Source organism: Haloarcula sp. H-GB5, from assembly GCF_054850705.1.
On sequence record NZ_JBTWBG010000001.1, the window covers coordinates 1122914 to 1146049 of the forward strand.

The 23136-nt window shown below is 64.5% G+C and carries 28 protein-coding genes; 8 read left to right on the forward strand and 20 right to left on the reverse strand.

Translation table 11 applies throughout. The annotated features are described in order from the left end of the window. Window positions 1–28: 28 nt before the first annotated feature. Entirely contained in the window at window positions 29–1114 is a 1086-nt protein-coding gene (gene ygfZ, locus ACYJ11_RS05870) for a CAF17-like 4Fe-4S cluster assembly/insertion protein YgfZ (RefSeq protein ID WP_461647065.1), read from the forward strand. A gap of 6 nt (window positions 1115–1120) precedes the next feature. Here the strand turns inward: ygfZ and ACYJ11_RS05875 are convergent, their stop codons facing one another. The 5 genes from ACYJ11_RS05875 to ACYJ11_RS05895 all read right to left on the reverse strand — a co-directional run bounded on the left by ACYJ11_RS05875 (window position 1121) and on the right by ACYJ11_RS05895 (window position 4091). Beyond that, complete coding sequence (locus ACYJ11_RS05875) at window positions 1121–1723, reverse strand: IMPACT family protein (RefSeq protein WP_461647066.1); 603 nt, start codon at window positions 1721–1723, stop codon at window positions 1121–1123. 63 nt (window positions 1724–1786) lie between these two features. Beyond that, complete coding sequence (locus ACYJ11_RS05880) at window positions 1787–2122, reverse strand: 2Fe-2S iron-sulfur cluster-binding protein (RefSeq protein ID WP_461647067.1); 336 nt, start codon at window positions 2120–2122, stop codon at window positions 1787–1789. Continuing rightward, window positions 2122–2625 carry an ACT domain-containing protein gene (locus ACYJ11_RS05885; RefSeq protein ID WP_188975520.1) on the reverse strand — a complete coding sequence of 168 codons (504 nt, stop codon included), beginning with the start codon at window positions 2623–2625 and terminating at the stop codon, window positions 2122–2124. Before ACYJ11_RS05885 ends, ACYJ11_RS05880 begins: the two co-directional genes overlap by 1 nt. A gap of 74 nt (window positions 2626–2699) precedes the next feature. Beyond that, on the reverse strand, window positions 2700–3287 hold the full coding sequence (hisB, locus tag ACYJ11_RS05890; protein WP_461647068.1) for an imidazoleglycerol-phosphate dehydratase HisB: 588 nt from the start codon (window positions 3285–3287) through the stop codon (window positions 2700–2702). 42 nt (window positions 3288–3329) lie between these two features. Further along, window positions 3330–4091 carry an alpha/beta fold hydrolase gene (locus ACYJ11_RS05895; protein ID WP_461647069.1) on the reverse strand — a complete coding sequence of 254 codons (762 nt, stop codon included), beginning with the start codon at window positions 4089–4091 and terminating at the stop codon, window positions 3330–3332. Window positions 4092–4173: 82 nt separating this feature from the next. Between ACYJ11_RS05895 and ACYJ11_RS05900 the strand changes: the two genes are divergently transcribed. Continuing rightward, a complete protein-coding gene (locus ACYJ11_RS05900) occupies window positions 4174–6036 on the forward strand; it encodes a cation:proton antiporter domain-containing protein (protein ID WP_461647070.1) in 1863 nt (620 codons plus the stop codon). Window positions 6037–6054: 18 nt separating this feature from the next. On the opposite strand, the gene ACYJ11_RS05905 is transcribed toward ACYJ11_RS05900, so the two are convergent. The 4 genes from ACYJ11_RS05905 to ACYJ11_RS05920 form a co-directional block, all read right to left on the reverse strand. Beyond that, window positions 6055–6246 (reverse strand): DUF7511 domain-containing protein, encoded by a 192-nt coding sequence (locus ACYJ11_RS05905; RefSeq protein ID WP_005536973.1) that lies wholly within the window; start codon window positions 6244–6246, stop codon window positions 6055–6057. A gap of 350 nt (window positions 6247–6596) precedes the next feature. After that, window positions 6597–9380, reverse strand: coding sequence for an alanine--tRNA ligase (gene alaS / locus ACYJ11_RS05910; RefSeq protein ID WP_461647071.1), 2784 nt, complete (start codon window positions 9378–9380; stop codon window positions 6597–6599). A 64-nt stretch (window positions 9381–9444) separates the two neighbouring features. Then, window positions 9445–10074 carry an archaellin/type IV pilin N-terminal domain-containing protein gene (locus ACYJ11_RS05915; protein WP_461647072.1) on the reverse strand — a complete coding sequence of 210 codons (630 nt, stop codon included), beginning with the start codon at window positions 10072–10074 and terminating at the stop codon, window positions 9445–9447. Window positions 10075–10166: 92 nt separating this feature from the next. Beyond that, entirely contained in the window at window positions 10167–11144 is a 978-nt protein-coding gene (locus ACYJ11_RS05920) for a replication factor C small subunit (protein ID WP_005536969.1), read from the reverse strand. A 79-nt stretch (window positions 11145–11223) separates the two neighbouring features. On the opposite strand from ACYJ11_RS05920, the gene samp2 reads away from it, so the two are divergent. The 3 genes from samp2 to ACYJ11_RS05935 all read left to right on the forward strand — a co-directional run bounded on the left by samp2 (window position 11224) and on the right by ACYJ11_RS05935 (window position 12495). Next, window positions 11224–11424: a ubiquitin-like small modifier protein SAMP2 gene (gene samp2, locus ACYJ11_RS05925; protein WP_461647073.1), complete on the forward strand. Its 201-nt coding sequence runs from the start codon at window positions 11224–11226 to the stop codon at window positions 11422–11424. Between the two features lie 30 nt (window positions 11425–11454). Next, window positions 11455–11835, forward strand: a complete 381-nt coding sequence (locus tag ACYJ11_RS05930; protein ID WP_461647074.1) for a GNAT family N-acetyltransferase — start codon at window positions 11455–11457, stop codon at window positions 11833–11835. Window positions 11836–11919: 84 nt separating this feature from the next. After that, window positions 11920–12495 (forward strand): RDD family protein, encoded by a 576-nt coding sequence (locus ACYJ11_RS05935; protein WP_461647075.1) that lies wholly within the window; start codon window positions 11920–11922, stop codon window positions 12493–12495. A 38-nt stretch (window positions 12496–12533) separates the two neighbouring features. On the opposite strand, the gene ACYJ11_RS05940 is transcribed toward ACYJ11_RS05935, so the two are convergent. The 6 genes from ACYJ11_RS05940 to larB form a co-directional block, all read right to left on the reverse strand. Further along, window positions 12534–14180 carry a hypothetical protein gene (locus ACYJ11_RS05940; RefSeq protein ID WP_461647076.1) on the reverse strand — a complete coding sequence of 549 codons (1647 nt, stop codon included), beginning with the start codon at window positions 14178–14180 and terminating at the stop codon, window positions 12534–12536. 2 nt (window positions 14181–14182) lie between these two features. Continuing rightward, window positions 14183–14947: an ABC transporter ATP-binding protein gene (locus tag ACYJ11_RS05945; protein ID WP_170096692.1), complete on the reverse strand. Its 765-nt coding sequence runs from the start codon at window positions 14945–14947 to the stop codon at window positions 14183–14185. A gap of 43 nt (window positions 14948–14990) precedes the next feature. After that, window positions 14991–16388, reverse strand: coding sequence for a phosphoglucomutase/phosphomannomutase family protein (locus ACYJ11_RS05950; RefSeq protein ID WP_461647077.1), 1398 nt, complete (start codon window positions 16386–16388; stop codon window positions 14991–14993). 91 nt (window positions 16389–16479) lie between these two features. Beyond that, window positions 16480–16764, reverse strand: a complete 285-nt coding sequence (locus ACYJ11_RS05955; RefSeq protein ID WP_188975540.1) for a GIY-YIG nuclease family protein — start codon at window positions 16762–16764, stop codon at window positions 16480–16482. Window positions 16765–16791: 27 nt separating this feature from the next. Next, window positions 16792–16941, reverse strand: a complete 150-nt coding sequence (locus tag ACYJ11_RS05960) for a DUF7563 family protein (protein ID WP_420182198.1) — start codon at window positions 16939–16941, stop codon at window positions 16792–16794. Window positions 16942–17043: 102 nt separating this feature from the next. Continuing rightward, the gene (gene larB, locus ACYJ11_RS05965) at window positions 17044–17808 is read right to left on the reverse strand and encodes a nickel pincer cofactor biosynthesis protein LarB (RefSeq protein WP_461647078.1); all 765 of its coding nucleotides are present in this window, start codon (window positions 17806–17808) and stop codon (window positions 17044–17046) included. Between the two features lie 289 nt (window positions 17809–18097). Here larB and ACYJ11_RS05970 point away from each other — a divergent pair, with 289 nt between their 5' ends. Then, complete coding sequence (locus ACYJ11_RS05970; protein WP_004517708.1) at window positions 18098–18265, forward strand: hypothetical protein; 168 nt, start codon at window positions 18098–18100, stop codon at window positions 18263–18265. 48 nt (window positions 18266–18313) lie between these two features. On the opposite strand, the gene rpiA is transcribed toward ACYJ11_RS05970, so the two are convergent. After that, on the reverse strand, window positions 18314–19000 hold the full coding sequence (gene rpiA / locus ACYJ11_RS05975) for a ribose-5-phosphate isomerase RpiA (protein ID WP_188975544.1): 687 nt from the start codon (window positions 18998–19000) through the stop codon (window positions 18314–18316). 58 nt (window positions 19001–19058) lie between these two features. Between rpiA and ACYJ11_RS05980 the strand changes: the two genes are divergently transcribed. Both ACYJ11_RS05980 and glmM read left to right on the forward strand, forming a co-directional pair. Continuing rightward, entirely contained in the window at window positions 19059–19235 is a 177-nt protein-coding gene (locus ACYJ11_RS05980) for a hypothetical protein (protein WP_229727287.1), read from the forward strand. A gap of 82 nt (window positions 19236–19317) precedes the next feature. Continuing rightward, window positions 19318–20634, forward strand: a complete 1317-nt coding sequence (glmM, locus tag ACYJ11_RS05985) for a phosphoglucosamine mutase (protein ID WP_461647079.1) — start codon at window positions 19318–19320, stop codon at window positions 20632–20634. Between the two features lie 104 nt (window positions 20635–20738). Here glmM and ACYJ11_RS05990 read toward each other — a convergent pair whose 3' ends face one another. The 4 genes from ACYJ11_RS05990 to upp form a co-directional block, all read right to left on the reverse strand. Next, complete coding sequence (locus ACYJ11_RS05990; RefSeq protein ID WP_044952319.1) at window positions 20739–20897, reverse strand: DUF7563 family protein; 159 nt, start codon at window positions 20895–20897, stop codon at window positions 20739–20741. A 206-nt stretch (window positions 20898–21103) separates the two neighbouring features. After that, entirely contained in the window at window positions 21104–21688 is a 585-nt protein-coding gene (locus tag ACYJ11_RS05995) for a DUF7090 family protein (RefSeq protein ID WP_005536954.1), read from the reverse strand. 46 nt (window positions 21689–21734) lie between these two features. Next, window positions 21735–22172: a DUF2391 family protein gene (locus tag ACYJ11_RS06000; protein ID WP_170096686.1), complete on the reverse strand. Its 438-nt coding sequence runs from the start codon at window positions 22170–22172 to the stop codon at window positions 21735–21737. A 262-nt stretch (window positions 22173–22434) separates the two neighbouring features. After that, the gene (gene upp, locus ACYJ11_RS06005; RefSeq protein WP_461647080.1) at window positions 22435–23112 is read right to left on the reverse strand and encodes a uracil phosphoribosyltransferase; all 678 of its coding nucleotides are present in this window, start codon (window positions 23110–23112) and stop codon (window positions 22435–22437) included. Window positions 23113–23136 lie beyond the last annotated feature (24 nt).

Consider the following 23136-nt stretch of genomic DNA (forward strand, 5'->3'; position numbering starts at 1 on the left):
TTCCCCGCGAGGGCCGCACACCTGTACAATGACTGTTCTCGAGTCCGTTCACGAGGCCCACGGAGCGACGTTCAGAGAGGTCGGTGGTCGGCGGGTCGTCGACAACTACGGGCGACCGGAGCGGACCCACCGCGCGGTTCGGAACGTCGTCGGCGCGATGGAGTACGGCTACGGCGTCATCGTCGTCACCGGCGAGGACCGCGTCGATTACGTCGACAACGCCGTCTCGAACCGCGTCCCGGACGAGGACGGTGCGGGCTGTTACGCGCTCTTGCTCGACCCCGACGGCCGCGTCGACACGGACATGTACGTGTACAACGCCGGCGAGCGCCTGCTCGTGTTCACACCGCCCCAGAAAGCCGAGGAACTGGCCGGAGAGTGGGCGGACAAGACCTTCATTCAGGACGTCGAGTTCGAGGTGGCGACCGACGACTTCGCCGTCTTCGGCGTCCACGGGCCGAAAGCGACAGAGAAAATCGCCAGCGTCCTCCACCAGACCGGCACCCCGCCGGCACCGCTGACCTTCGAGCGGGGCGAACTCGGCGACGCAGGCGTCTCCGTCATCCGGACGGACGACCTCACTGGCGAGGAAAGCTACGACGTGGTCTGTAGCGCTGACGACGCCGAACCGGTCTTCGACACGCTGGTCAACCGCGGGCTCAACGCCGTCCCCTTCGGCTACCAGACCTGGGAGACGCTGACGCTCGAGGCCGGGACGCCGCTGTTCGACAGCGAAATCCAGGGCGCACTCCCGAACGATCTGGGCCTTCGAAACGCCTTGGACTTCGAGAAAGGGTGTTACGTCGGTCAGGAGGTCGTCTCCCGCATCGAGAACCGCGGCCACCCCACGCAGCGATTGGTCGGCCTCGCCGTCGAGGCGTGCCCTGACCCCGGTGCCGCGGTGTTCGCCGGCGACGAGCACGTCGGCGACGTGACCCGCGCCACGCAGAGTCCGATGCGAGAAGCCCCGATTGCACTGGCGAATCTCAGCTGGGAACGGCCCGAAGCAGCGTTGAAAATCCGCATCGACGGCGAGCCGGTCAGCGCCCAGCAGGTCGACCTGCCCTTTATCGACGGCTCGGCGCAGTCGGCGCGGCTGCCGACCTACGAGTAGCGCGGGTCATTCCAGCTCGATAGCGGCCCGCCCGCTGGTCGTACTCCTTATCCGGTCCCGCAGTTCGCTGCCCTCAACAGTAGGGACTCGAACGTCGAAGACAACCTCGGCTTCGTAGTCAGCCTCGAATTCCACAGCCGCGGATTCGAGCAGGCTTCGAACGCTGCCCGAGTCGTCGTAGGCGACGGTCACGGTGAACTGCTCGTGGGGAACTTCCTCGACGACACCAGCGTCGTCGACGCCTTCCTTCACCGCTCGGGAGTAGGCACTGGCTAAGCCGCCGACGCCGAGGTTTGTCCCGCCGTAATAGCGCGTGACGACGGCGACGACATTCTCGATCTCGCGCTGCTGGAGGACGTTCAGCGCAGGGTCGCCAGCGCTGCCGCTTGGTTCGCCATCGTCACTGGAATACTCCCGGAAAGGGTCGGACCGGACGCGGTAGGCGGGGACGTTGTGAGTCGCGTCGGCGTACTCCTCGGTGATGGCGTCGACGAACGCCTCGGCGTCTTCGACAGTCGTCACCGGGGCGATGTGGCCGATGAACTCCGAACCCCGAACCTCGAAGCGCGCCTCGCCGCGGCCCGGAACGGTCCGATAGCTGTCCGTCACGGACCGGGGTACGCCCGGCGGCGGAATAGCGTTTGTCGTTCGCTCCCTGCGTACGGCATCGAGTTACTCCATGCCGTCGCCGGCCTGTCGTGACCCCCAGACTCGCTTGTCGAGCAGTTTGACCCGCATCCCATCGCGGACCCGGAGCTGACAGGAGAGCCGGGGGTAGCCAAATCGGTCGGCGAGGTCGTCGTGCCAGTGGTTGGGGTCGGGCGGTTCGGCGAGCCGGACGCCGCAGGTGGCACAGATGCCGCGGCCGCCGCAGTTGACCCGCTCGGCGTAGCGGCCGTGCGGCGAGAGGCCGGCATCGAGCAGCACGTCACGGAGGACGGCCCCACGTTCGGCAGTGAGTTCGTGGGTCTCGCCGGTGGGCGTCTCGACGGTGAGCATTGCCGGCATTATGCCAGTTCAATAGTCCGAACGAACGCCAGCCGACGGATGTCATTGATCAGGTCGCCAGGCAGTTCCTCGTCGGTGATGACGTACAGCTTTGGTTCGTCGGTGAACTCGGGGTCTTCGCTCAGGACCTGCCGGATAGAGATACCGTGGTCAGCGATAGCCGACGTGACAGTCGAGACGATGCCGGACTCGTCGGCGGCGCGGACGGTGACGGTCACGGCGTGCAGGTCGAGCACCGGGGCGAGGTCGAGCAGGCTCGGCACAGAGGAGATGTTGCGGAAGATACGCCGCAGGTCGTCGTCGTCGAGAATCGCGTCTGTTGTGGCGTTGACCACCCGGCGGTCGACATCGGCCTCGCGAGCGATACCCGTGTTCGGGATTTCGATGCCGCCTGAGACGACGCGGCCGTCCTCGTTGACGGAGAACCCTCGTTCCAGCAGCAACCGGATGACATCCTGCTGGCCGGGAGAGTCCTCAAATTTCTGCATAATCTCGTCGAACATACGGAGTGGTAGACGTGAGGCCACTAATCGGTGCCGGCAGCAGTTGAAACAGGAGGGAGTCGCGTTGCAGTCGACTACAGTTCGCCTTTCGTACTCGCCACGTCGGAACGGCGCTCGTCGATCCGGGTTGCGTCGTCAAGCGCCCGGGCGAGTCCCTTGAACAGCGCCTCGATCTCGTGGTGGGCGTTCTCGCCGTCGACGCCACAGTGCAGTGTCAGCCCGGCGTTCATCGACAGCGAGCGACAGAAGTGCTGGGCCATATGGCTGGTCATCCCGCCGACAGAGTCCTGCGAGAACTCGCCGTCGAACGCGAAGTACGGTCGACCAGAAATGTCGACGACGACGCTCGCAACGGCCTCGTCAAGCGGGACCTTGCGGTCGGCAAAGCGGCGGATGCCGCGCTTGTCGTCCAGCGCCTCGGTGAACGCCTCGCCCAGCGTGATGGCGACATCCTCGACGGTGTGGTGGTCGTCGATGTCCAGATCGCCGTCACACTGCACGGTCAGGTCGAACAGCCCGTGCGTCGAGAACGAGTCGAGCATGTGGTCGAAAAAGCCGATGCCGGTGTCGATGGTGCTGTCGCCGTCGCCGTCGACGTCGAGCGTAACCTCGATGTCTGTCTCGGCCGTCGTCCGCGTGACGGCTGCCGTCCGGTCAGTCATACTTCACACGTATCAGGCCGCGTATTTGTGGATTGCGTCCGGTCACTCGGTCTGCTCGTCGAGCAGCGCCAGTAATCGGTCGGTCACCGCCGGTGCGTGCTCGACGAAACAGCAGTGGCGACCCTCAACAGCCTCCGCGGTTCCACGGGGCAGATCGACCGCCAGCGACTGTGCGGCCTCCGGCGACACGACGGGGTCGTCCAGCCCGTAGTACACCTCGGCGGGCTGGGTGATCTCGTACAGCGGCGGCGCGTCGAAGGTCGTCATCGCGTTGGCCTGTGCATCACGGGCCTCTCCAGTCGCGTCCTCGTCGGCGCGCCAGTCTGCAATTCGCTCCATGAGGTCCGGGTCGTGCTCACGAAACGCCAGCGAGAACGCGCCGTCGAGCGACGACGGAGCATCGAGCGCAAGCGAATCGAGCGCGTCACGGTCGACGGCGTCCCCCGATCCGGCCGTACAGTACAGCGTCAGCGAGCGGGCGCGGCTGTACTGGTGTGCGTATTCGAGCGCGATCATCCCGCCGAGGCCGGCCCCGACGAGGTGTGCGCTTCCGACGCCGTGGTCGGCCAACACGGCTTCGAGGTCGGCCGCCAGCGTTTCCATATCGTACGGTCCCGCGGGCGCGTCCGACCGGCCGGCCCCGCGGAGGTCCCACACGACCGTCTCATAGGGGCCGGCGATGGCGTCGTAGTGCCAGCCCCAGAGCCACGCGCCGTACCCCACGTCGTTGATGAACACGACGGTCGGGCCGTCGCCGTCGGCTTCGTAGTAGAGAGACACGTCACAATTGCGTGCGGTCGGCATTGGCTGTCGATTCCTTCGCCGAGGGTGTGTCTCTTTCGGTGAATAGGTCTATAGCGCTGGCTGTCGAAGGACCGTCAGCCCTGTGTCCGGAGCAGAATCACTTATCGGTGCCGTCGTGTTGGTCGTGAGTCTGGGGGTCGCCGCACAACTGGTCGCCGACTGGCTCCAGATCCCGAGCGTCGCGTTCCTGCTGGTCGCCGGCGTCCTCGTCGGCCCGCAGGCGCTCGACCTTGTCGACCCCGCGATATTCGGGCAGGCCGGGTTGCAGGCTATCGTCGGCCTCAGCGTCGGCATCATCGTCTTCGAAGGGGCGTTCCACCTCACTGTCGATCGAGTCCGTGAAGCGTCCAGAGAGGCGCTTGGGCTGGTGACAATCGGCGCGTTCGTCTCGCTTGTCGGAACCGCTGTCGCCGTCAAAGTCGTGTTCGGGACGACGTGGCCGGTCGCCGTCCTCGTCGGGAGCCTGCTTATCGCCACCGGGCCGACGGTCATCACGCCGATCATGCAGGTGGTTCCAGTACGGGACCGGGTCGCCGCGGCGCTGGAGACGGAGGGGATCATCAACGACGTGACCGCCGCCATCCTCGCGGTGGCGACGTTCGAGTTCGTCATCGCGAGCCAGTCCTCGCCGGTCGTCGTCATCGAGGCGTTCGTCGCCCGATTGGCCGTCGGCCACGTCGTCGGCATCGCCGTCGGCGGCGGCACCGCACTACTGCTCAAGCGGTGGCACCTGTCGGCGGACAATGCCCTTCAGAACGCCCGGGTCGTGGTCCTGACCGCGGCACTGCTGGCGTACGCGCTCGGGAGTATGTGGCTCTCTGAGGCCGGTATCGCAGCCGCCGCCGTTGCCGGTATCGTACTGGGGAACGCCGAGATCCCCCACAAAGAGGAGGTTGCTGGGTTCAAGGGCGGTATTACGCTGTTTGTGCTCTCGTTCGTGTTCATCGTGCTGGCGGCACAGCTCTCACTCGACGACCTGCGTGCGCTCGGGGTCGGCGGGCTCGTCGTCGTCATCGTCGTCGCTGCGCTCGTCCGCCCGCTTGGGGTGTTCCTCTCGACGCTGGGTGGCCGACTGACAGTTCGAGAGCGGATGTTCGTCGGCGGGATGGGGCCGCGCGGTATCGTCCCGGCCAGCGTCGCCACGCTGTTTGCCATCGAACTGCGTCCCGAGAACCCCGAAGCCGCGACGGTTCTCGTCGGGACCGTCTTTCTCGTCATCTTCGCGACCGTCATGTTTCAAGGCGGGCTGGCCCGTCACTTCGCGCAAGCGCTTGATATCCTTCCTATGCAAACACTCATCGTCGGTGGCGGTCGTGTCGGCCGGGAACTGGCAGTCCGGTACGAGTCACGCGGCGAGGAGGTCGTCCTCATCGACAGCGACGAGGACACCGTCGAGCGGACCCGGGCCGACGGCCACCGCGTCGTTCACGGGGACGCGACGAACGCGACCGTCCTCGAAGAAGCAGGGGCGAATCGGGCATCCGTCGTCGTCGCTGCGACCGCAGACGACGACGTGAACTTGCTCGTGGCACAGCTGGCGACGACCCGGTTCGACGTCGACACCGTGGTCGCCAGAGCGAACCAGCCGGACAACGTCGAGGCCTTCGAGGATCTCGACGTCGAGACCATCTCCGCCGGCTTCGCCGTCGCCGACGCAATCGATGACGCGGTCGAGCGACCAGCGCTGGCCCACTGGCTGTCGGACTCCGGCCGAACAGGGGACGTACTGGAAGTCGAACTCAGCAACGACTCGCTGGTCGACCGGACCATAGAGGAAACCGCGGAAAAGCTTCCAAACGGCTGTCTGGTCGCAATGGTGAGCCGCAACGGCACAGACAGAGTCCCCGACAGCGATTTCCGCCTCGCGAACGGCGATCACCTGACACTCGTCTGCGAGACTAACGAGGCAATGCAGGACGCCAGAAGACTGTGTCAGGGCGGATAGCCGGGCGACGCGTGCCGCTCAGCGCAGTTCCTCAAGCGAGACGGTCGCCGAACGGTCCGCGGTAACCCACTCTGTCACGGACTGCTGACAGTCCGAAGGGAAGATAGTCAGTTCCGATGGGTTCTCGGGGTCGTCGTACAGGCAGTCCAGTTCGAACTCCGGCGTTTCGTCCAGATCAGTGTCCGACAGGGGTGACGTGGTAGCACTCATGAGTCAGGTAGCGTGGGTAGCACTGCAGTTTTCACACAGTTCGTCGGGGGCACGACCGCTGGCAGCGGGAATACTGCTCCCACACCGCCGACACGTCCGTTGTGACCGTACGTATTCGGTGTGGGACTGAATGTGTGCGATGTCACGGTTTCCGCTCATATCTGCTATAGATGGGCAGTTACTAAAAACACTTTTGGAAACTCATCCAAATATACCTAATACAACTAAATGTAATTGTATCCATTAGGTGCATTCGAATCGTTCGGGCAGAACGTCGATCCGTAATCGGACAACTGTGCGAAGCAACGGCGCGGGAAACAAGACCAGCGGCGAGAGAAAACAGGAACAGTTCAGGCGTTTGCGACAGTTCGGAGGATCTCCGGCGCGTCGTCCAGCGCGTCGTCCAGCGCATCCGCGTCGGGGCCACCGCCCTGTGCGAAGTCCGTCGGGCCGCCACCGCCGCCGCCGACGCGACCGGCGAGTTCGCCGACGACTTCACCGGCGTCGACGTCGACACCGTCGGGCACAGAGACGACGAACTGCGCGCCGTCCAGCCCTGAGCCAAGCACCGCGATGTTGCCTTGCTCGACGATAGCGTTCGCCTGTGCGCGGAGTTCGTCCATGTCGGCGTCGATACGCCCGACAACGGCGGTCGCCTCACCGACCTCGACCTCCTCGTTATCACCACCACCGCTGGCGCGAGCCTCGGCGAGTTGCTCTTTGAGCTGTTCGATCTCCTTGCCGCGGGCCTTCCACTCGTCGAAGAACCGCTCGGCGGTCTCCGGGACGGCATCGGGCGCGACATCGAGGATGTCCGCGGCCTCGGTGAGCGCGTCCTCGGTGCGCTGGGTGGCCTCGATTGCGGCGTTGCCCGCCGCGAACGTCAGCCGGATGACGCCGTCCTGAATCCGCTCGGTGTTCAGGAGCTTGACAGCCCCGATGTCACCGGTTCGGGCGACGTGGGTACCACCGCAGGCCTGCACGTCGTCGCCGACGGTGATGAGCCGGATCTGCTCACCGGCCGGAATCCCGCCCTGATAGAGGTCGAAACCGTACCGTTCCTCGGCCTCGTTGCGGTCGGGCCACTCCTGGGAGACGGCGATGTTGTCCTGTATGATGTCGTTCGCGAGGCGTTCGATCTCTTTGACCTCCTCGCGGCTCACCGACTCGTAGTGACGGATGTCGATGCGGGCGGAGTCGGTGCCCTTCTGGGCACCAGCCTGTCTGACGTGCTCGCCGAGTACCTGCCGGGCGCTGTGGATGACGATGTGTGTCGCCGTGTGGTGTTGCATCAACCGCTGGCGGCGGGTGGCGTCGACCTGCCCGCGGACGAACTCGCCCTTGCCGGGGTCGTCGTCGCAGGTGTGGACGATGACGTCGCCGTACTGCTGGACGTCGGATACCTCGGCAGAGACGTCGTCGGTCGACAGCGTCCCCTCGTCCGGCGGCTGGCCACCGCCTTCGGGGTAGAACATGGTCTGGTCGATCACCACGTCGTAGGCCCCGTCGTCGCGGTCAAACACCTCAAGAACGACAGCCTCGAACTCGGTCCGTTGCTGGTCCTCGTAGTAGAGCCGGTCGGTCTCTGGCAGTTCTTCGAGTCGGTCCTCGTAGGGCGTCTGTGACTCCTCGGTGGCGGTGTCGTCGCCGCCGTGGCGCTGTGCGACGACCGCGTAGAAGTCGTCGGGTACGTCGACCGCGACGCCTTTCTCGGCGGCGATCTCCTCAACCATGTCTGGCTGGATGCCGTGGGAGTCGTACAGCTCGACCAGTTCTGCGGTCGGGATCGGCTCGCCCTTCTCGGCGTACTCGTCGGCCAGCTGACGGACGCGCCGGCCACCCCGGTCCAGCGTCTCGCGGTACTTCTCGACCTCGGTGCGGACGATGTCGCGGATGGTGTCGCGGTTCTCGTAGTCGAGGCGCTCGGCCTGCATGTCGACGAGTTCGTCGAGCGGCGCGTCGACGCCGACACCGTCGACCAACCGCTTCGTTCGGCGCAGCACCATCCGGGCCAGATAGCCCGTCCCGACGTTCGACGGGACGATACCGTCGCCGAGCATGTACGCGAGCGTCCGGCAGTGGTCGGCGATGGCGTAGATGTCCTCCAGTGGTGCCATCAGGTCCCGCATCTCCTCGACCTCGACGCCGACCTCGGCGGCGATGGTGTCGCGTTCGGCCTCGATGTCTTCGGCCTCGTCGATGTCCATCCGGCCCGCGAGCTTCGCGGCCTCGTGGACGATTCGCTCCTCCTCGTCAGTGAGTTCGATGCCGGCGTTGTCCTTGAGGAAGGCGATCATGTCGGGGTAGACGGCCTCGTACACCGTCGGCGTCCCCTGGCTCATCCAGGTCCAGCGTTCGAGCCCGTAGCCGGTGTCGACGATGTAGGTGTCCATCGGCGAGTACCGGTTGCCGTCTTTCATTTCGTACTCGCCGTCGGGGTCCTGCTCCATCGACATGAACACGAGCGTCGCGAGTTCGGCCCCCCGGTAGATGACCTCGATGGCCGGGCCGGCGTTGCCGCCGCCCACCCATGGGTCCTCGATGTAGACGATCTCGTCCAAGTTCGCCCCCATCTCCTCGAACAGTTCGTCACAGTACTGAACCGTCTCGTTCTTCCAGTACACCTCGCCCTCGTAGGCGTACTGCTCGGGATCTTCGATGTCCTCACGCGCGTTGAACGCGTGGTGGGCCATCATCTCGAAGGCCATCGTGTGCCGGCCCGTCTTGCCGACGTTGTCGATGTCCTGCATCCGGATGCAGGGCTGGCTAATACACAGCGGGTTCGCCGGCGGCGGCGTCGTCCCCGAGGTGACCAGCGGCTGGAAGTCGTAAATCGACGCCTGCGTGAGAAGGACGTCGTCGCGCCAGCGGTTCGCTGCGACCGGATACGGATCGATGCGCTCGTGGTCACGGTCCTCGAAGAAGGAGAGGAACGCCTCGCGCATCTCCGTCAGCGAGTGGGACTCGTCGAAGCCGGGGTTGTCGATGAAGTCGTACTCCGCACACGGCGGTTCGCCGCAGGTCTCGCGCTCGATGCGGGACCAGAACATGTCGCCACAGGAGACACACTCCTGTCTGTGGAAGCCTTCCTCTTCGAAGTAGTCGAGTTGGTAGGCCTCGTCGAGGTCGCTCATTGGTGTTCAGTTGGCCCACGTTCGCCTAAAACTGTTCCGAAGGGGCCGGCGGTCTCCCTGACCGTCAGAGCGTAACTGAGGATTCCCCGGAGAGGGTCTTCGGAACGACGACTTCCTCGGTCGTCATCCCGCCCGCTGGCGAGGTAATACGAAGTGTCGCGGTCTCGCCTTCAGGCAAGGGTTCGCCGAACGGCACGGCACCAACACTGTCGTCACCGCCCAGATCAAGCGTTATTCTGAAACGGTCTTCAACGTCGTTCAGCACTGGCTGGGAGCCGTCATTGTCCTGCACGGTGGAGATGGCGAACCGACCGTCGGGGTTGCCGTCTGCGCCGCCAGCCGCAAGCTGGTAGTACGAGCCGCTCGGGCCGATCCACTGGATCGTTGTCTTGTCTAGGTCGACGTTGCTTGCCCCTGGTGCCCGCCTGACAACAATATCAACCACGCCGACCTCGCTGTCGCCAGTGAAGTGGTCCCCGGTGATACCCACTACCTGAATTCGGTTCGTCGTCGAATCGCTGGACTGCTGGCCCGTCGCCTGCGCGGAACTCTGCAGGAACCCCGCAGTGTTGATGAGCACGCCCGCTGCGATTGCCGCGACCAGCACCATCGCGATAAAAACGATGAGTGTCCCGATCCCGACCTGTCCGCGGTCCTCACCCGTCCCCTCCGTAGATGGTCGTAAACGTTGCATTTCAGTTGTTGATATTCTTAGAACGCTTTCATCATAAACCTCACCTGCCAGTTATCAGGTGTGAAAAATTGGAGTGGTGCGGTATGCGAACCTTACTCGTCCTGTGCGAGCGAGGCCAGCATCGCTTCCAGTTGGACGCGCTCGTTCGCACCGCGGGTGATCCGATAATCGGTTTCGCCGATGCGTTCGAGCACCCGGACGGCTGCGTCGTCGCCGATATCGAATTCCCAGATTGAACGGTGCAGTTGGTCGATGATGTCACCGCCAGCGATGCCTTCCTCAGTCAGCAGTCTATCGAGGGTCGCCCGCGAGGCGGTGAAGTCGCCGTCCAGCGCCGACTGAACCATCGTCCGAATCTCTTCCGGGCGGGCCGTCGAAGTGATCGCGTACACCGCTGACTCGTCGACCGTGTCGCCGCTGACCGATGCAGCTTGCAGGCCGTTGATGGCTTTCCGCATATCGCCGTCGGCGGCGTAGACGAGCGCGTCGAGTCCGTCTTCGGTCAGTTCAATGTCTTCTTCAGCAGCGATGTTTCGGATTTCCTCGGCGACGGCGTCGTCTGCCAGCGGCGAGAACCGGAAGACCGCACAGCGGGACTGGATCGGGTCGATGATCTGGCTGGAGTAGTTACACGAGAGGATAAAGCGGACGTTGTTCGAGAACTGCTCCATCGTCCGGCGCAGCGCTGACTGGGCGTCGCTGGTCAGCGCGTCGGCCTCGTCGAGGAAGATGATACGGTACTCGACGCCGCCGAAGCTCGTCCGGGCGAAGTTCTTGATGCGGTCCCGCACCACGTCGATACCGCGCTCGTCTGAGGCGTTCAGTTCGAGGAAGTGTTCGCGCCAGTCATCGCCGTACAGTTCGCGGGCGATAGCCGTCGCACACGTCGTTTTCCCCGTCCCTGCCGGGCCGGAAAACAGCATGTGGCTCAGGTCGTTGCGCGAGACGTAGCTCTTGAGCCGCCCGACGATGTTCTCGTGGCCCATCACGTCGTCGAGCGTCTGCGGGCGGTACTTCTCGATCCAGACCTCCTCGCGTCCCGCCCGCGACTCGGACTCGGCCTCACTCATGGACGATGGGAGGCGTGGGCCGGTCTTAAACCCCGCGAGAGTCGACAGTCTCAGGTGCGTCGGCGGAGTACGGCCGGGCATGCACGTCACCGTCGAGATTGCTGGCGAAGACACCCACGAACTGGAGGTGGACGCGAACGCGACCTACGGCGACCTGCTCGCACCGGTCGACCTGAGTCCCCACGAGGTGTCAGTCCTCGTCGACGGCGAGCACGTGCCGACAGACCAGCCCGTCGAGCACGACTACGTTCGGGTCGTCAGGCTCATCAAAGGCGGGTGAGCCACTGAGCGACGGCCCTCTAGCACAGCTATGTACGTCCGAACAGCGAACCCTGACGAAGTACCTGCCGTAATGAACGTCCTCGACGGGGCGGTCCTCTCGATAGCCGTAGAAACCGTGCGAACGGGTGCTGAAGACGGTAACACGCTCGTCGCAATGTCCGGTGACAATGAGGCGGATGGGCGCGTTCTCGGTGCACTCGTACTCGACGGGACCCACATCGAGGCCGTCGCTGTCCGTCGGCGTCGCCGTGGCCAGGGCATCGGGACAGCGCTCGTCGAGGCGGCACTCGACCGTCGGGACCAACTCACCGCGGAGTTTGACGCGGACGTGCAGCCGTTCTACGAGAGGCTGGGGTTCGACACCGAGCCACTGGACGACCCAGGCCGCTATCGTGGCGAGCTTGAGTAGGAATGGCAACTCCGCAGAGAGACCAGAACTGTTCTCACAGCGTCGTAACATTTTTTAGATGGTTTTGAGAACGATTTTAAGACAATGGCAGCAACTGTCCCTGAAAACGCGGTCGAGGCGAGGAGCGACCGGTTCGTCGCATACCTCATCGATTTCGCCATCCTGAGCGCCGTCGCGTTCGGGTTGTGGCTCGTCACGTTCGTTCTCAACACGGTCCTCTCGGTAGGCGCGATGGCCGCCACCTCTCCCGGAGATCCGGGCGCGATGGGCAGCGGATCAATGATGGCTGCAGGGCTCTTGGGGATGGTTCTCAACTTCGTCCTGTGGATTGCGATCGGTGCGGTACTCGTCTACTACTTCGGGTACTACGCAATGGACAACGAGACGGTCGGAAAACGATCGCAGGACATCGCCGTCGTCGATGAGACCGGGTCGCAACCAAGCCAGCGTGACCGCCTGCTCCGAACGGCAGTGCTGCTCGCCCCGTTCCCGATCATGCTCCTGCTCGGTGGTATTCTCGGCGGGTTCGGGTTCATTTTCGCGCTCGTTCTCATGGCCGGTTGGCTCCTCGTCGAAGCGGCCGTCATGTTCGTGAGCGACGACGCACAGCGCCTCGGTGACCGCGTGGCTGGCACGTACGTCGTCAGCGCCGGCGAGTAAGTCCGTAGTTGCGACTTCGTACCCAGCCGCACTGGTTCTCAGATGTCATCGAGCGTCAGCCGGTCGAACCGACGGATAGCGGCGGCGTAGCCGCCCCAACTGATAGCTCCGATGACGAGGATATAGATGCTGACTGCCGTAAGATTGACAGCTGACGGGTCGCCAACCGCGGCGGGAAACAACACCATTCCGGTGATGCCGACAGGTATCGACCCAAACATGTAACCAATCGAGACTATCAGCGAGGGGTGGGCTCGCTCGACGTTGAGGTACTCATTCCGTTTAAATTTCGGTGACAACGCGCCCATCCCGAGTGCCGTCCCAGCGCCGGCCAGAAGCAGGACGGGAGCAAAGAGCGCCAGAGCGACGGTGTGGTTGCCGGAGCCATCGGCCAGTTCGAGTGGCACGGCGAGACCCCAGGCAAACAGCATCCCGAGCGTGAGGCCAGCAAGTGCGCGACCGCGGAGCAACACCGCGGTCGACCCGGTGCTGGTCAGCACGAGCGGTAACTGGTCGCGGTCGTCACCCAGCGGGTTCAGACAGTACGCACCGCCAGCGAGGGCGGCCCCGACGATGACGGCCGTCCCCGGTGCCAACCACAGGACCGTATCTGGGTCTGTAACAGCCGTCGACAGGATACCCAGGCTGCCGACAAAGACCGGGAACAGGTGGGCCAGCATCGCGGGGTCGCGGCGAGTCCGGAGCAGGTACCGCCAGGCGACCCGGGTCGATGACGTGGCGCGAAACGGTGCGGCTACGGATCGGCTTTCGTCGGCGTGTGCGGTTTCGTCGCGGTCCGCTTCGGGTTCGCGCTGGAGAAGCCACGATTCGAACCGCACAGTCGCGGCGAGACTGAGCGGGACAGCGGCGACCAGCCCGGCCCCGACGACGAGTCCCAGCGGCCGTGCCTGTGCGCCAAAGGGCGCGAGGACGACACTCGCGTACGCCTGCAGAGGTGCCCCAGGGACAATCGTCTGCAAGCCCCCCTCTGTCGCCGTCATAGAGGAGTCGGGAAACACGGACTCTAGCCACAGCTGCATCCCGAGATACGCCGCTGCAGTGGCGGTGAGAAGCGCCACTCCCTTGGTCCAAGTACTGACGCCGAGCCACCGGTTTGCGAACGCGAGCCCCTCGCCCAGCAGACGGCCAGCAAACGCCGACGAAAGCAACGGAGGCACGAGCGCCAGTGGCAACAGGACCGCCGGGATGGGGTTCCGGGCACCAATGGCGACGGCCGGCAGCAACAACACCGCGGGCAGGATGACGAACACTATCGTCTGGGTGAATTCACTCGTGAGCCGCCCGAAGACGACAGCTCTCGGCGGAACTGCGGTTCTGACGAGCGGGCTTAGTGTTCCGAGTTGGAGCTGCTGGGTCGCGGTCGAGAAGCCGAGATACAGCCCGGCACCCATGGCTGCGGCGACGAGCAGCCCGGTCCGTCCGACCGGCGGCGATCCGCTCGTCAGCGATGCACCATAGGATAGCGCCATATCAGCACATAGCAGCGGGAGAAAGATGCCGACCAGCAGGAGCAGCATCGCGACGCTGATGAGCTGTCGGGGCGTCTCCAGTGTCTGGCGGACGCGGGCGCGAAGTTCGGTCCGGACGACGACCCAGGCATCGCGTGCGTCACTCCGGACATACCGATCACCGCGTTCTTCCGGTGTCTGAGCACTGTCACGCATCGTCAGGCCCAGGCGGTGTCGTCGTCGGTAGTCAGTGCCAGGAACGCGTCTTCCAGATCAGCACCACCACCTTCGGTGCGCGCCGCGGCCGAGCGCAGTTCTGCCGGCGATCCTTCGGCCGCCAACTGACCATCGTGGAGGACCCCGACCATATCAGCGATGTCCTCGACGACTGGCAGAATATGCGTTGAAAGAAGAACTGTCGTGTCCCCGTCCGCGAGGTCAGTGATCAGTTCCCGGAGTGTCTTCGCTGCCCGGGGATCTAATCCGGAAGTGGGCTCGTCGAGAAAGATAACGGCTGGGTCGTGCTGGACGGACTGAATGAACGATAGTTTCTGTCTCATCCCCTTGGAGTAGCCGTCGATGCGGCGGTCCAAGTCTGCACGGAGATCGAGCGACGCACACAGTGACAGAGCGGTGTCAACGACGGCATCCCAGGGGACGTTCCGCAGGTCGGCCGCGAACTGCAACTGCTCGCGCCCGGTCAGTTGGTCGTACAGTGGTGGTGTCTCCGGCATGAGGCCGATATGCTCGACTAAGGCACGCCGGTCGACACAGGAGATGCCTGCGACGCGTGCCTCGCCGCCGCTGGGTTCGATGAGGCCGGTGAAGATGCGCATGGTGGTTGTCTTCCCGGCGCCGTTCGGGCCGAGGAAACCGTATATGTCGCCGTGTTCGATGCTGAGGTCGAGTTCGTTGACAGCCGTTGTGGTTCCGTAGCGCTTTGTCAGGGACTTAGCGACGACTGCGGAGGAGGGCTCGCACATATGGTAGCAGTTGAATAACGCCGACGAAAAGATTTGGCTTCTGTCAGACCAGCGGTTCGACCAGATCCCGACCCGCTTCCAGTAGTTCCTCGACGCGTTCCGCACTCGACGCTTCGGCGTAGACGCGGAGCTTCGGCTCCGTGCCCGAGGGGCGGACCAGCACCCACGTCCCGTCTTCGAGTCTGATCTTGAACCCGTCGACCGTGTTGATACCGTCGACGGCGACCCCCGCCAGCGCGTCTGGCAGTGCGGTTTCGAGATCGTCGAGGACCGGCTCCTTTCGGCCGTCCGGACAGTCGACGCTAATCCGGTCCTGGTGGATTTCGCCGTGTTCGTCCAGCAGTCGGTCGACACGAGCGTCAAGCGGTTCCTCGCGCTCGGCGGCGGCGGCGACCAGCGCCACCAGCACGCCGTCCTTGTTCCGCAGGTGGTCCGGCAGGCCGAACCCGCCCGATTCCTCGCCACCGAACAGCGCGTCGTGCTCGGCCATCGCCTCGGCGACCCACTTGAAGCCGACGGCGACCTCGTGGACATCCTGGCCGTGGGCCTCGGCGACGCGGTCGACGATGCTAGAGGTTGAGACTGTCCGAACGACATCGCCCGCCTCGTCCTCCAGCAGGAAGTCGTACATCGCGGCAAAGAACAGGTTAGGGTCCAGATAGCCGCGGTCAGGTGTGACGACGCCGATGCGGTCGGCGTCGCCGTCATTGATGATCCCCAGCGCGGCATCGCCCTCGCTGACTTCGCCGACGAGCCCCTCAGCGTTCTCCGCCGACGGCTCGGGCGACCCGCCGCCGAATTCCGGGTCCTGTTCGCAGTTGAGACGGGTCACGTCGGCTCCGGCCGCTTCGAGCAGGGCGTCGGTAACGCCGCGGCCGCTGCCGTACAGCGCGTCGTAGGCGACCGGCAGGCCATCGAGGTCGGTGTCGACGAAATCCAGCGCGTGGTCGTGGAACGGGCTGATGAGGTCGTCCTCCATCCGGTCGCCCCACTCGTCTTCGGGCAGCGGGTCGAGGACGGCGAGGTTCTCCTCGAAGGCGGCCGTCCAGTCGGGCAGCGCCGGCGACCCGTCGCCAGGGATGAACTTCACACCGTTGTACTCCGGCGGATTATGGCTGGCTGTGATCTGGAGCGCGCCAGCCAGCCCGCGGTCTTTTACTGTCCAGGCGAGGATCGGTGTTGGCGTGTCCCGGTCCGGCAAGAGTACGTCGAACCCGTTCGCGCGCAGGACGTGTGCGAGTTCGTCGGCGAACCCGGGCGATGTCTCGCGAGCGTCGTACCCGATAGCGACGGTCCCGGTCGCCCCGCGCTCGGCGAGCGTCGTGGCGACGGCCTGGCCGACCATCCGGACCCGCGGCTTCGTGAACACGTCCAGCGTTGCCCGCCAGCCGTCCGTCCCGAAGGCGATTGCACTTGCGTCGACATCCGCGTCGTTGTCCATATCTCGCGGTTCTCGGCCCCCAGACAAAAAGTCACGCCTCATCGGCAAGCTGTCATGTTGCCGGCATCAACGGCGAGCGGCAAGCGGCAGTTCAGATATCGAACTCCGCTTCGGCGTCGCTAGATTCGACGAGCCGTTCCTTCTCCGCTCTGGAGTACTGCTTGATCTCGTACTCACGGCTCATCGCGTCGGACTGTGAATCGAATGACTCGACGTGGATGAGTTCGACCGGGGTTCGGCCGCGCGTGTACTTCGCGCCGTCGCCGGCGTCGTGCTCGCGGACGCGGCGTTCCACATCGGTCGTGTAGCCAGTGTAAAACGTGTTGTCGCTACAACGGAGGACGTACACGTGGTAAGGGCTCCGCGCGGTAGTCATCGCACGATGCTGGTGGCCCAGTGGGCCTCACACTTGTTGGGCGCGCTCTCTCGATACCTCGGCAATGCCAGCGTTTGCCGAGCAGTTGGGACACGCCCGGATGTGTCCACGTTCATCCGCGAACACTCGGGCGAACTGGTCTGAGACGTGCGCGCCGCAATGATCACATTCAGGCATCGTGTTCGTCGGCGACACCACCGCCGACGTATACGCGTACGCGCGTTGTTCTCATAGCTCTTTACCCAAATACTTGGGTATGGCTGCGGTTCGGGAGAGTTCCTACGACCGTGCATTGTCGAGCTGTCTGGCGATTAGGCCGGCCTGCGTTCCGGCAGTGAAGCCGGCGTCGATGTTCACGACGGAGAGGGCAGTGCAGGACTGGAGCAGCCCCGAAAGGGCCGCCTCGCCCTCGCCGCCGTGGCCGTAGCCGGTCGAAACGGGCAGACCGATGATCGGCACGTCGACGAGACCGGCGACGACCGTCGGGAGCGCTCCCTCGCGGCCCGCCGCGACGATGAGGACGTCCTGGTCTCGGAGGCCATCGACTGCATCGATCGTCCGAGCGAGGCTCGCAACACCGACATCGTCTATACGGGTCACGGTCGCGCCCATCTCCTCGACGATGAGCGCGGCCTCACCGGCCGGCACGGCGTCGGAGGTTCCGGCGGTGACGATACCCACTGACGCGTCCAGCGACGGACGTTCGAACGCGGGTGTCGTCGCCACCAGCCAGTTCGAGCGGTCGTCCCAGCGAACTGTCGCATCCGGGGCGGTCTCGTCCAGTTGCTCCCGAACGGCCGTTGCAGTGGACGTGTCGAGCCGCGTCACGATAGCCCGGTCTGTCGTTTCGATAGCTGTCGCCGCCAGGTCCGCCACTTCCGCTGGGGTCTTCCCGTCCGCGAGGACGGCTTCGGGAACGCCGGCGCGGTCCTCCCGAGCAGCGTCGAACCGACCGGCCCCGCTGGTCGCATAGCCCGCAAGCGCCGCCTCGGCCTCCGCCGGAGAGAGGTCGCCCGCCGCAACCGAATCGAGTATATCGCGCATAGGACTCATTCAGGGATACGACCACTCCTATCCGTCGGTCCGGGACAGGCGTAGTGCCCAAATCAGGGTCGGTCCTGTCGGAGCGCGCGTGAGCGACGCTCGGCCGGCGTAACGCGACAATAGCCGTCTGGGGCAGGCCAAAGGACGTATTCTGATGGATTCAGTCGGACACAATCGGCGATTTATAAGGGGTTATGTGTCGTATAATGCCTCAAACTGCCGGTAATAGGGTCTAGAGCGAACTAATTGGAGAAAGTATATAAGTAACCCCCGTCGATACCTCGTCTGTATGGCAGACCTAATCGTCAAAGCCGCCGTTAAGGAAGAGCTCAACGACATGAACGTAGCGTCCGACTTCTACGACGCACTCGACGAGGAAGTCGAGGAGCTGCTTCAGGACGCAGCCCGACGAGCTGACGAGAACGACCGGAAGACGGTCCAGCCGCGCGACCTGTAAGATCGTTTCAGGCAGCATATTTTTTTGACGCAAGCCGGCTAGCGACAGCTATTCCGACAGCGGTCGAACGGTGACGCCGTCAGGAGTGCCGACGTGGATTTCGTCGGCCATGTCGACGAACAACCCGTGCTCGACGACACCGGGGAGTGCGGCGAGATCGCTGGCGAGCGCGGCGGGGTCGTCGATAGGCCCGAAGTTACAGTCGAGCACGAGGTTCCCGTTGTCGGTGACGACGGGGCCGTCCTTGCGCTCTGCACGGCGGAGTGCCGGATCGCCGCCCAGACTCTCGACTGATGCGGCGACCGTCGAGCGGGCCATCGAAAGCACTTCGATGGGGACAGGGTGTGAGAGCACGTCCGCCTCCTTCGTCGGGTCGGCGACGACGAGGAAGCGGTCGGCACTCGCGTCGACGATCTTCTCCCGGGCGTGCGCCGCGCCGCCACCTTTGATGAGATTGCCGCCAGCCACTTCGTCGGCCCCATCGATGGCGAGGTCGACCGACACATCGTCCAGATCCGCCAGCGGGATGCCACAGTCCCGGGCCAGCTGACGGGACTGAAACGACGTGGGGACGCCGACGACATCGAGTCCGGCGTCGACCGCCTGGCCGATAGCGCGGATAGCATGAGCCGCCGTCGACCCCGTGCCGAGGCCGACGACCATACCATCCTCGACTGCTTCGGCCGCCGATTCACCCGCTGCCTGTTTCGCCGCGTCGGAGCCACCCTGTTTCATGTGCGGTGGGTCGACAGACGCGGACAAAACGTTTGTTCTCCCGGCCGCAAGCGTCCGTATGGCAGAGTGCACGTACTGCGGCTGTCCGGTAGAGGCCCACGAGCCCGTTTTCCTCAGCGAGACGCCGGACGGGAAACCGACGGCGCAGTTCTGCAACTACGGCTGCCTGTCAGCGCACATCGACGACGCAGACCTGACGACCGGGACGGCCTGTGAGTGGTCGCCGACGGGGTAGCGGCGCGGTGTCGGAACCATCGGCCCACAACACCTGTCCGATGCCAGATGGGTTTTAGGGGCGGCCCGACCAGAAACCAGTAATGACACAGTTCGGAACGAGCGGGATTCGGGGTCCCGTCGGTGAGACGGTCACGGCCGAGTTGGCGCTCTCGGTGGGCCGGGCGCTTGGCATCGACTGCGAGCGAGTCGTCGTCGGCCGGGACCCGCGAGCGAGCGGCGAGTACCTGCAGGCGGCGCTAGTGGCCGGGCTCCGGGAGAGCGGCGTCGACGTGGTCGACCTCGGCGGCGCGGCGACGCCCACCATTGGACGAGCAGTGACGTGGCAGGACGCCGACGCCGGCGTCGCAGTGACGGCGAGTCACAACCCCCCGGAAGACAACGGCATCAAGCTCTGGCAGCCCAGCGGACAAGCCTTCGGTTCAGACCTGCGGGCGACGATTGAGCAGCGACTAGCCGAGGATGCGTTCGAGCCAGCAGCCTGGGACGACGGCGGCGATATCGAATCCTGGGATGCCAGCCAGCGCCACGTCGACGCGCTGGTCACGGAAGTCAATGAGACGAACCTCGACAGCCACGTCGTCGTGGACCTCGGCAACGGCGCGGGCCGGGTCAGCGTCGACGCCCTCACCGAGCTGGGCTGTGCCGTCGAGACGCTCAACGGCCAGCCCGACGGCGCGTTCCCCGGTCGCCCCTCGGAACCGAAAGCCGAGCACTGCGAGTCGCTTTCGACGCTGGTGGCCGAGTCCGACGCCGACCTCGGCATCGCCCACGACGGTGACGCCGACCGGATGCGGGTGGTTGCGGCCGACGGGACCTTTCTCTCCGGCGACGTGTTGCTGGCCGTGTTCGCCCGTACTGCAGCGTCACCGGGCGAGCGGGTCGCCGTCCCGGTCGATACGAGCCTCGCCGTCGAGGACTACCTCGACGACATCGACGTCTCTGTCGAGTACACCCCGGTCGGGGACGTGTACGTCGCCGAGGCCGCGAGCGAGGACGGGGTCGTCTTCGGTGGCGAACCAAGCGGTGCGTGGATCTGGCCCGAGCGAACGCTGTGCCCGGACGGTCCGCTGGCGGCCTGTACCGCCGCGGCACTGGACAGCGAGCGCCCGCTAGGCGACCGCGCCGCCGACGTACCGGAGTACCCCATCCGCCGGGACAGCGTCGAAACCGACGAGAAGGGAGCGGTGATGGACCGCGTTCGGGGGACAGTGACCGATGCCTACGACGACGTGACGACGCTCGATGGCGTCCGTGTCGACCTCGGCGACGCGTGGTTCCTCTTGCGGGCCAGCGGCACACAGCCGCTCGTTCGGATTACCGCCGAAGCCCGCGACCCAGACCGTGCAGATGCGGTGTTCGAGGAGGCACGCACACGCCTCACGGACGCGCTGGTATAGATGAAGCGAGAATACCGGGAAAACAGCGGTTGGTAGCGAGTGTAGCCGGCGAGGAAAACGTCCCCGCAACCGTCAGGTCACAGGGCGGCAGTTCCTGACCGGTTCTATCCGCGACGTGTGGACCGGGCCTCACGGACGTCTGCCCCGTCGCGAATCTTGTCTTCGCACTGCGGACAGACTCTGGGCTTTTCGACCCCGTTCGGCGTGAACACACGCGCGTAGTCAGCCGTTACAAAATTACCGCAGTTCTGGCATTCCGGCATACAACCCTGTATGTGGGTTATACCCTCTTAATTGTTATTGGTTTGGTAAGAGTTCTCATACGGGGCGTTGGCGTCGCTACCCGGTGAAAACGCCATTTCGTTCGAAAGAGCGAAATGCCATCAGGGTACTCGATTGGGGAAGTAGTGTCGATCGGCTGCCACAAATCGGTCGAAGGAGCGGTGGATTCCGGACAGAGTGTGTCGGGCTACGCCTCGAAGGTACTGGTGATGGTTCCGTCCTCAGACAGTTCGATGACACCGTCGAAGAGTTCCCGGAACGCCGCGACCGTCTCCTCGTCGTGGACCTCGTCGGCGAGGTGGAACATCCCGACGGCGTCGTACTCGTCCAGCAGGTCGAGAATGTCTTCGACGGCCGACAGCGCGCCGTCCTCGTCGGCGTAGTAGATGAGTTCCGTCAGCGAATCGAAGGTCACACGGAGTTTTCCGTCGTGTTCCTGCAGGAACGTCTCGGCCTCCGAGACAATACCGGAGAGGTCGTCCGGCGCGGAGACGTATCGGACGCTTTCGGATTGGCGGCGGGTATAGCCCCGCTCAACCGACAGCGTGTCGAGGATGGTCGCCTTCGACTCGTCGACTTCGTAGTACTCCAGCTTCTGCTTGACCTCCCGGGCAGTGGTCCGGGTCGAGATGACGAGCATCGAGTCCGTGTCGGTCGCAAGGAAATCCGTGTCCAGTCTGTCCGTCTCGCCGGTACTCGGGTGCAGGAGCAGTATCCCTGTGCCACCCGGAACAGTCTCCGGCGCGTTGTCGATAGCCAGCGTGTACTCCATATGCACATCAAGGGGGGTGGCACCCAATTAAGTGTGCGGGTCACGGTCAGAATACGCTGTCTGCCGTCGCAGCCCCGACGACGCTGAAGATAGCACCGACAGTGATGGCCTTCAGTGTCGTCAGGAAGACGGCCATCGGCGTCGGGTCCGGGAGAATGCCACCGTTGACGAGGAACGTGTCAGGGGCGGTCAGCGCCACCGCGAGGATGGCAACCGACCCGAACGCGACACCCATCAGCGAGACGAACCGGATCGGGATACCGGCCACCTCCGCCTCGGTGTCCACGTCCCGGCCCGCGTCAGCCTTGTACAGCGCCCCGTAACCGATAGCGAACACGATACCCACGACGAGCACCGCGTGATACCAGGACATGTTCTCGGCCAGCACCCACACCTCCTCGGTCACGACGAACGGTCCCGCGAGCAGGAACCCACCGACGAGTTGCTGGGCGGTGTCCGCGACCCGGTATCGGCGTCGAACCATACTGGGTTGCTGTCCCGTCAGCAGGAAAGCCTCCCGGTCCGCCACTGCCCAGCAGGACCACGTCCAGTCCCGCAGGGCGGTTCACGGCCGTCGTTCTCGTTTCAACTGGACGGAAAATATGCTGCCGTCCCTCGGTTTCCAGGTGAAGTAAGGGGGTACAGTAGCTGTGGAAGGATGGAAAATCGCGACATCATCGGCTGATTCGGCCCGGATATAAAAATATTTCGCCCCTCTGTCGACAGGTCGAGCGGGCCGGGACGGCTTACGTCGTCCGGAAGGCGCGGTCGCCGGCGTCGCCGAGCCCCGGAACGATGAACCCGTCATCATCGAGTTCGTCGTCGATAGCGACGCTGATGATATCAGCATCCGGCTGGGCTTCAGAGACCCGGACGATACCCTCCGGCGCGGAAACCGCGGCTAGGACGAGCAGATTCTCCGGCTCTGTCTTCTCTGAGGTGATGTAGTCCAGTACCGTGGCCATCGTTGACCCAGTTGCAAGCATCGGGTCCGCGATGATGACGGTGTCGTCCTCGGTGATTTCGGGCAGTTTGACGTACTCGACCGAGATCGGGAACTCGCCGTCGTCGTTCATCCCGGCTTCCTCGTCGCGGCTGGCGGAGATGACGCCCTGTCTGGCGCGGGGGAACGCTTTGAGCAGTCCCTCGACAAACGGCGTCGCAGCGCGAAGGACGTTGACGATGACCACGTCTTCGAGTCCTTTGACGCGCTCGCCCATCGTCGTGGTCAGCGGCGTCTGGATTTCCGTATATTCGGTCTCCATCCGGCCGTCGATGATCTCGTAGCCACAGATACGGCCGAGGCGGACCAGCCCCTTCCGGAACGCGACCTGTTCAGTCTCGACGTTTCGTATGCGTGTCAGTTCGTCTCGCGCCAGCGCGTGCGTGACGACGGAGGCGTCGCCGCGCTGCTCGATTGGCATATCGTGCCCGTTGACCCCCGATGG

Coding starts and splice junctions, on each gene's coding strand:
- ygfZ (WP_461647065.1), top strand. CDS start 29: ATGACTGTTCTCGAGTCCGTTCACGAGGCCCACGGAGCGACGTTCAGA.
- ACYJ11_RS05880 (WP_461647067.1), bottom strand. CDS start 2,122: ATGCCGGCAATGCTCACCGTCGAGACGCCCACCGGCGAGACCCACGAA.
- ACYJ11_RS05885 (WP_188975520.1), bottom strand. CDS start 2,625: ATGTTCGACGAGATTATGCAGAAATTTGAGGACTCTCCCGGCCAGCAG.
- hisB (WP_461647068.1), bottom strand. CDS start 3,287: ATGACTGACCGGACGGCAGCCGTCACGCGGACGACGGCCGAGACAGAC.
- ACYJ11_RS05895 (WP_461647069.1), bottom strand. CDS start 4,091: ATGCCGACCGCACGCAATTGTGACGTGTCTCTCTACTACGAAGCCGAC.
- ACYJ11_RS05905 (WP_005536973.1), bottom strand. CDS start 6,246: ATGAGTGCTACCACGTCACCCCTGTCGGACACTGATCTGGACGAAACG.
- alaS (WP_461647071.1), bottom strand. CDS start 9,380: ATGAGCGACCTCGACGAGGCCTACCAACTCGACTACTTCGAAGAGGAA.
- ACYJ11_RS05915 (WP_461647072.1), bottom strand. CDS start 10,074: ATGCAACGTTTACGACCATCTACGGAGGGGACGGGTGAGGACCGCGGA.
- ACYJ11_RS05920 (WP_005536969.1), bottom strand. CDS start 11,144: ATGAGTGAGGCCGAGTCCGAGTCGCGGGCGGGACGCGAGGAGGTCTGG.
- samp2 (WP_461647073.1), top strand. CDS start 11,224: ATGCACGTCACCGTCGAGATTGCTGGCGAAGACACCCACGAACTGGAG.
- ACYJ11_RS05930 (WP_461647074.1), top strand. CDS start 11,455: ATGTACGTCCGAACAGCGAACCCTGACGAAGTACCTGCCGTAATGAAC.
- ACYJ11_RS05935 (WP_461647075.1), top strand. CDS start 11,920: ATGGCAGCAACTGTCCCTGAAAACGCGGTCGAGGCGAGGAGCGACCGG.
- ACYJ11_RS05940 (WP_461647076.1), bottom strand. CDS start 14,180: ATGCGTGACAGTGCTCAGACACCGGAAGAACGCGGTGATCGGTATGTC.
- ACYJ11_RS05945 (WP_170096692.1), bottom strand. CDS start 14,947: ATGTGCGAGCCCTCCTCCGCAGTCGTCGCTAAGTCCCTGACAAAGCGC.
- ACYJ11_RS05950 (WP_461647077.1), bottom strand. CDS start 16,388: ATGGACAACGACGCGGATGTCGACGCAAGTGCAATCGCCTTCGGGACG.
- ACYJ11_RS05955 (WP_188975540.1), bottom strand. CDS start 16,764: ATGACTACCGCGCGGAGCCCTTACCACGTGTACGTCCTCCGTTGTAGC.
- ACYJ11_RS05960 (WP_420182198.1), bottom strand. CDS start 16,941: ATGCCTGAATGTGATCATTGCGGCGCGCACGTCTCAGACCAGTTCGCC.
- larB (WP_461647078.1), bottom strand. CDS start 17,808: ATGCGCGATATACTCGATTCGGTTGCGGCGGGCGACCTCTCTCCGGCG.
- ACYJ11_RS05970 (WP_004517708.1), top strand. CDS start 18,098: ATGGCAGACCTAATCGTCAAAGCCGCCGTTAAGGAAGAGCTCAACGAC.
- rpiA (WP_188975544.1), bottom strand. CDS start 19,000: ATGAAACAGGGTGGCTCCGACGCGGCGAAACAGGCAGCGGGTGAATCG.
- ACYJ11_RS05980 (WP_229727287.1), top strand. CDS start 19,059: ATGGCAGAGTGCACGTACTGCGGCTGTCCGGTAGAGGCCCACGAGCCC.
- glmM (WP_461647079.1), top strand. CDS start 19,318: ATGACACAGTTCGGAACGAGCGGGATTCGGGGTCCCGTCGGTGAGACG.
- ACYJ11_RS05990 (WP_044952319.1), bottom strand. CDS start 20,897: ATGCCGGAATGCCAGAACTGCGGTAATTTTGTAACGGCTGACTACGCG.
- ACYJ11_RS05995 (WP_005536954.1), bottom strand. CDS start 21,688: ATGGAGTACACGCTGGCTATCGACAACGCGCCGGAGACTGTTCCGGGT.
- ACYJ11_RS06000 (WP_170096686.1), bottom strand. CDS start 22,172: ATGGTTCGACGCCGATACCGGGTCGCGGACACCGCCCAGCAACTCGTC.
- upp (WP_461647080.1), bottom strand. CDS start 23,112: ATGCCAATCGAGCAGCGCGGCGACGCCTCCGTCGTCACGCACGCGCTG.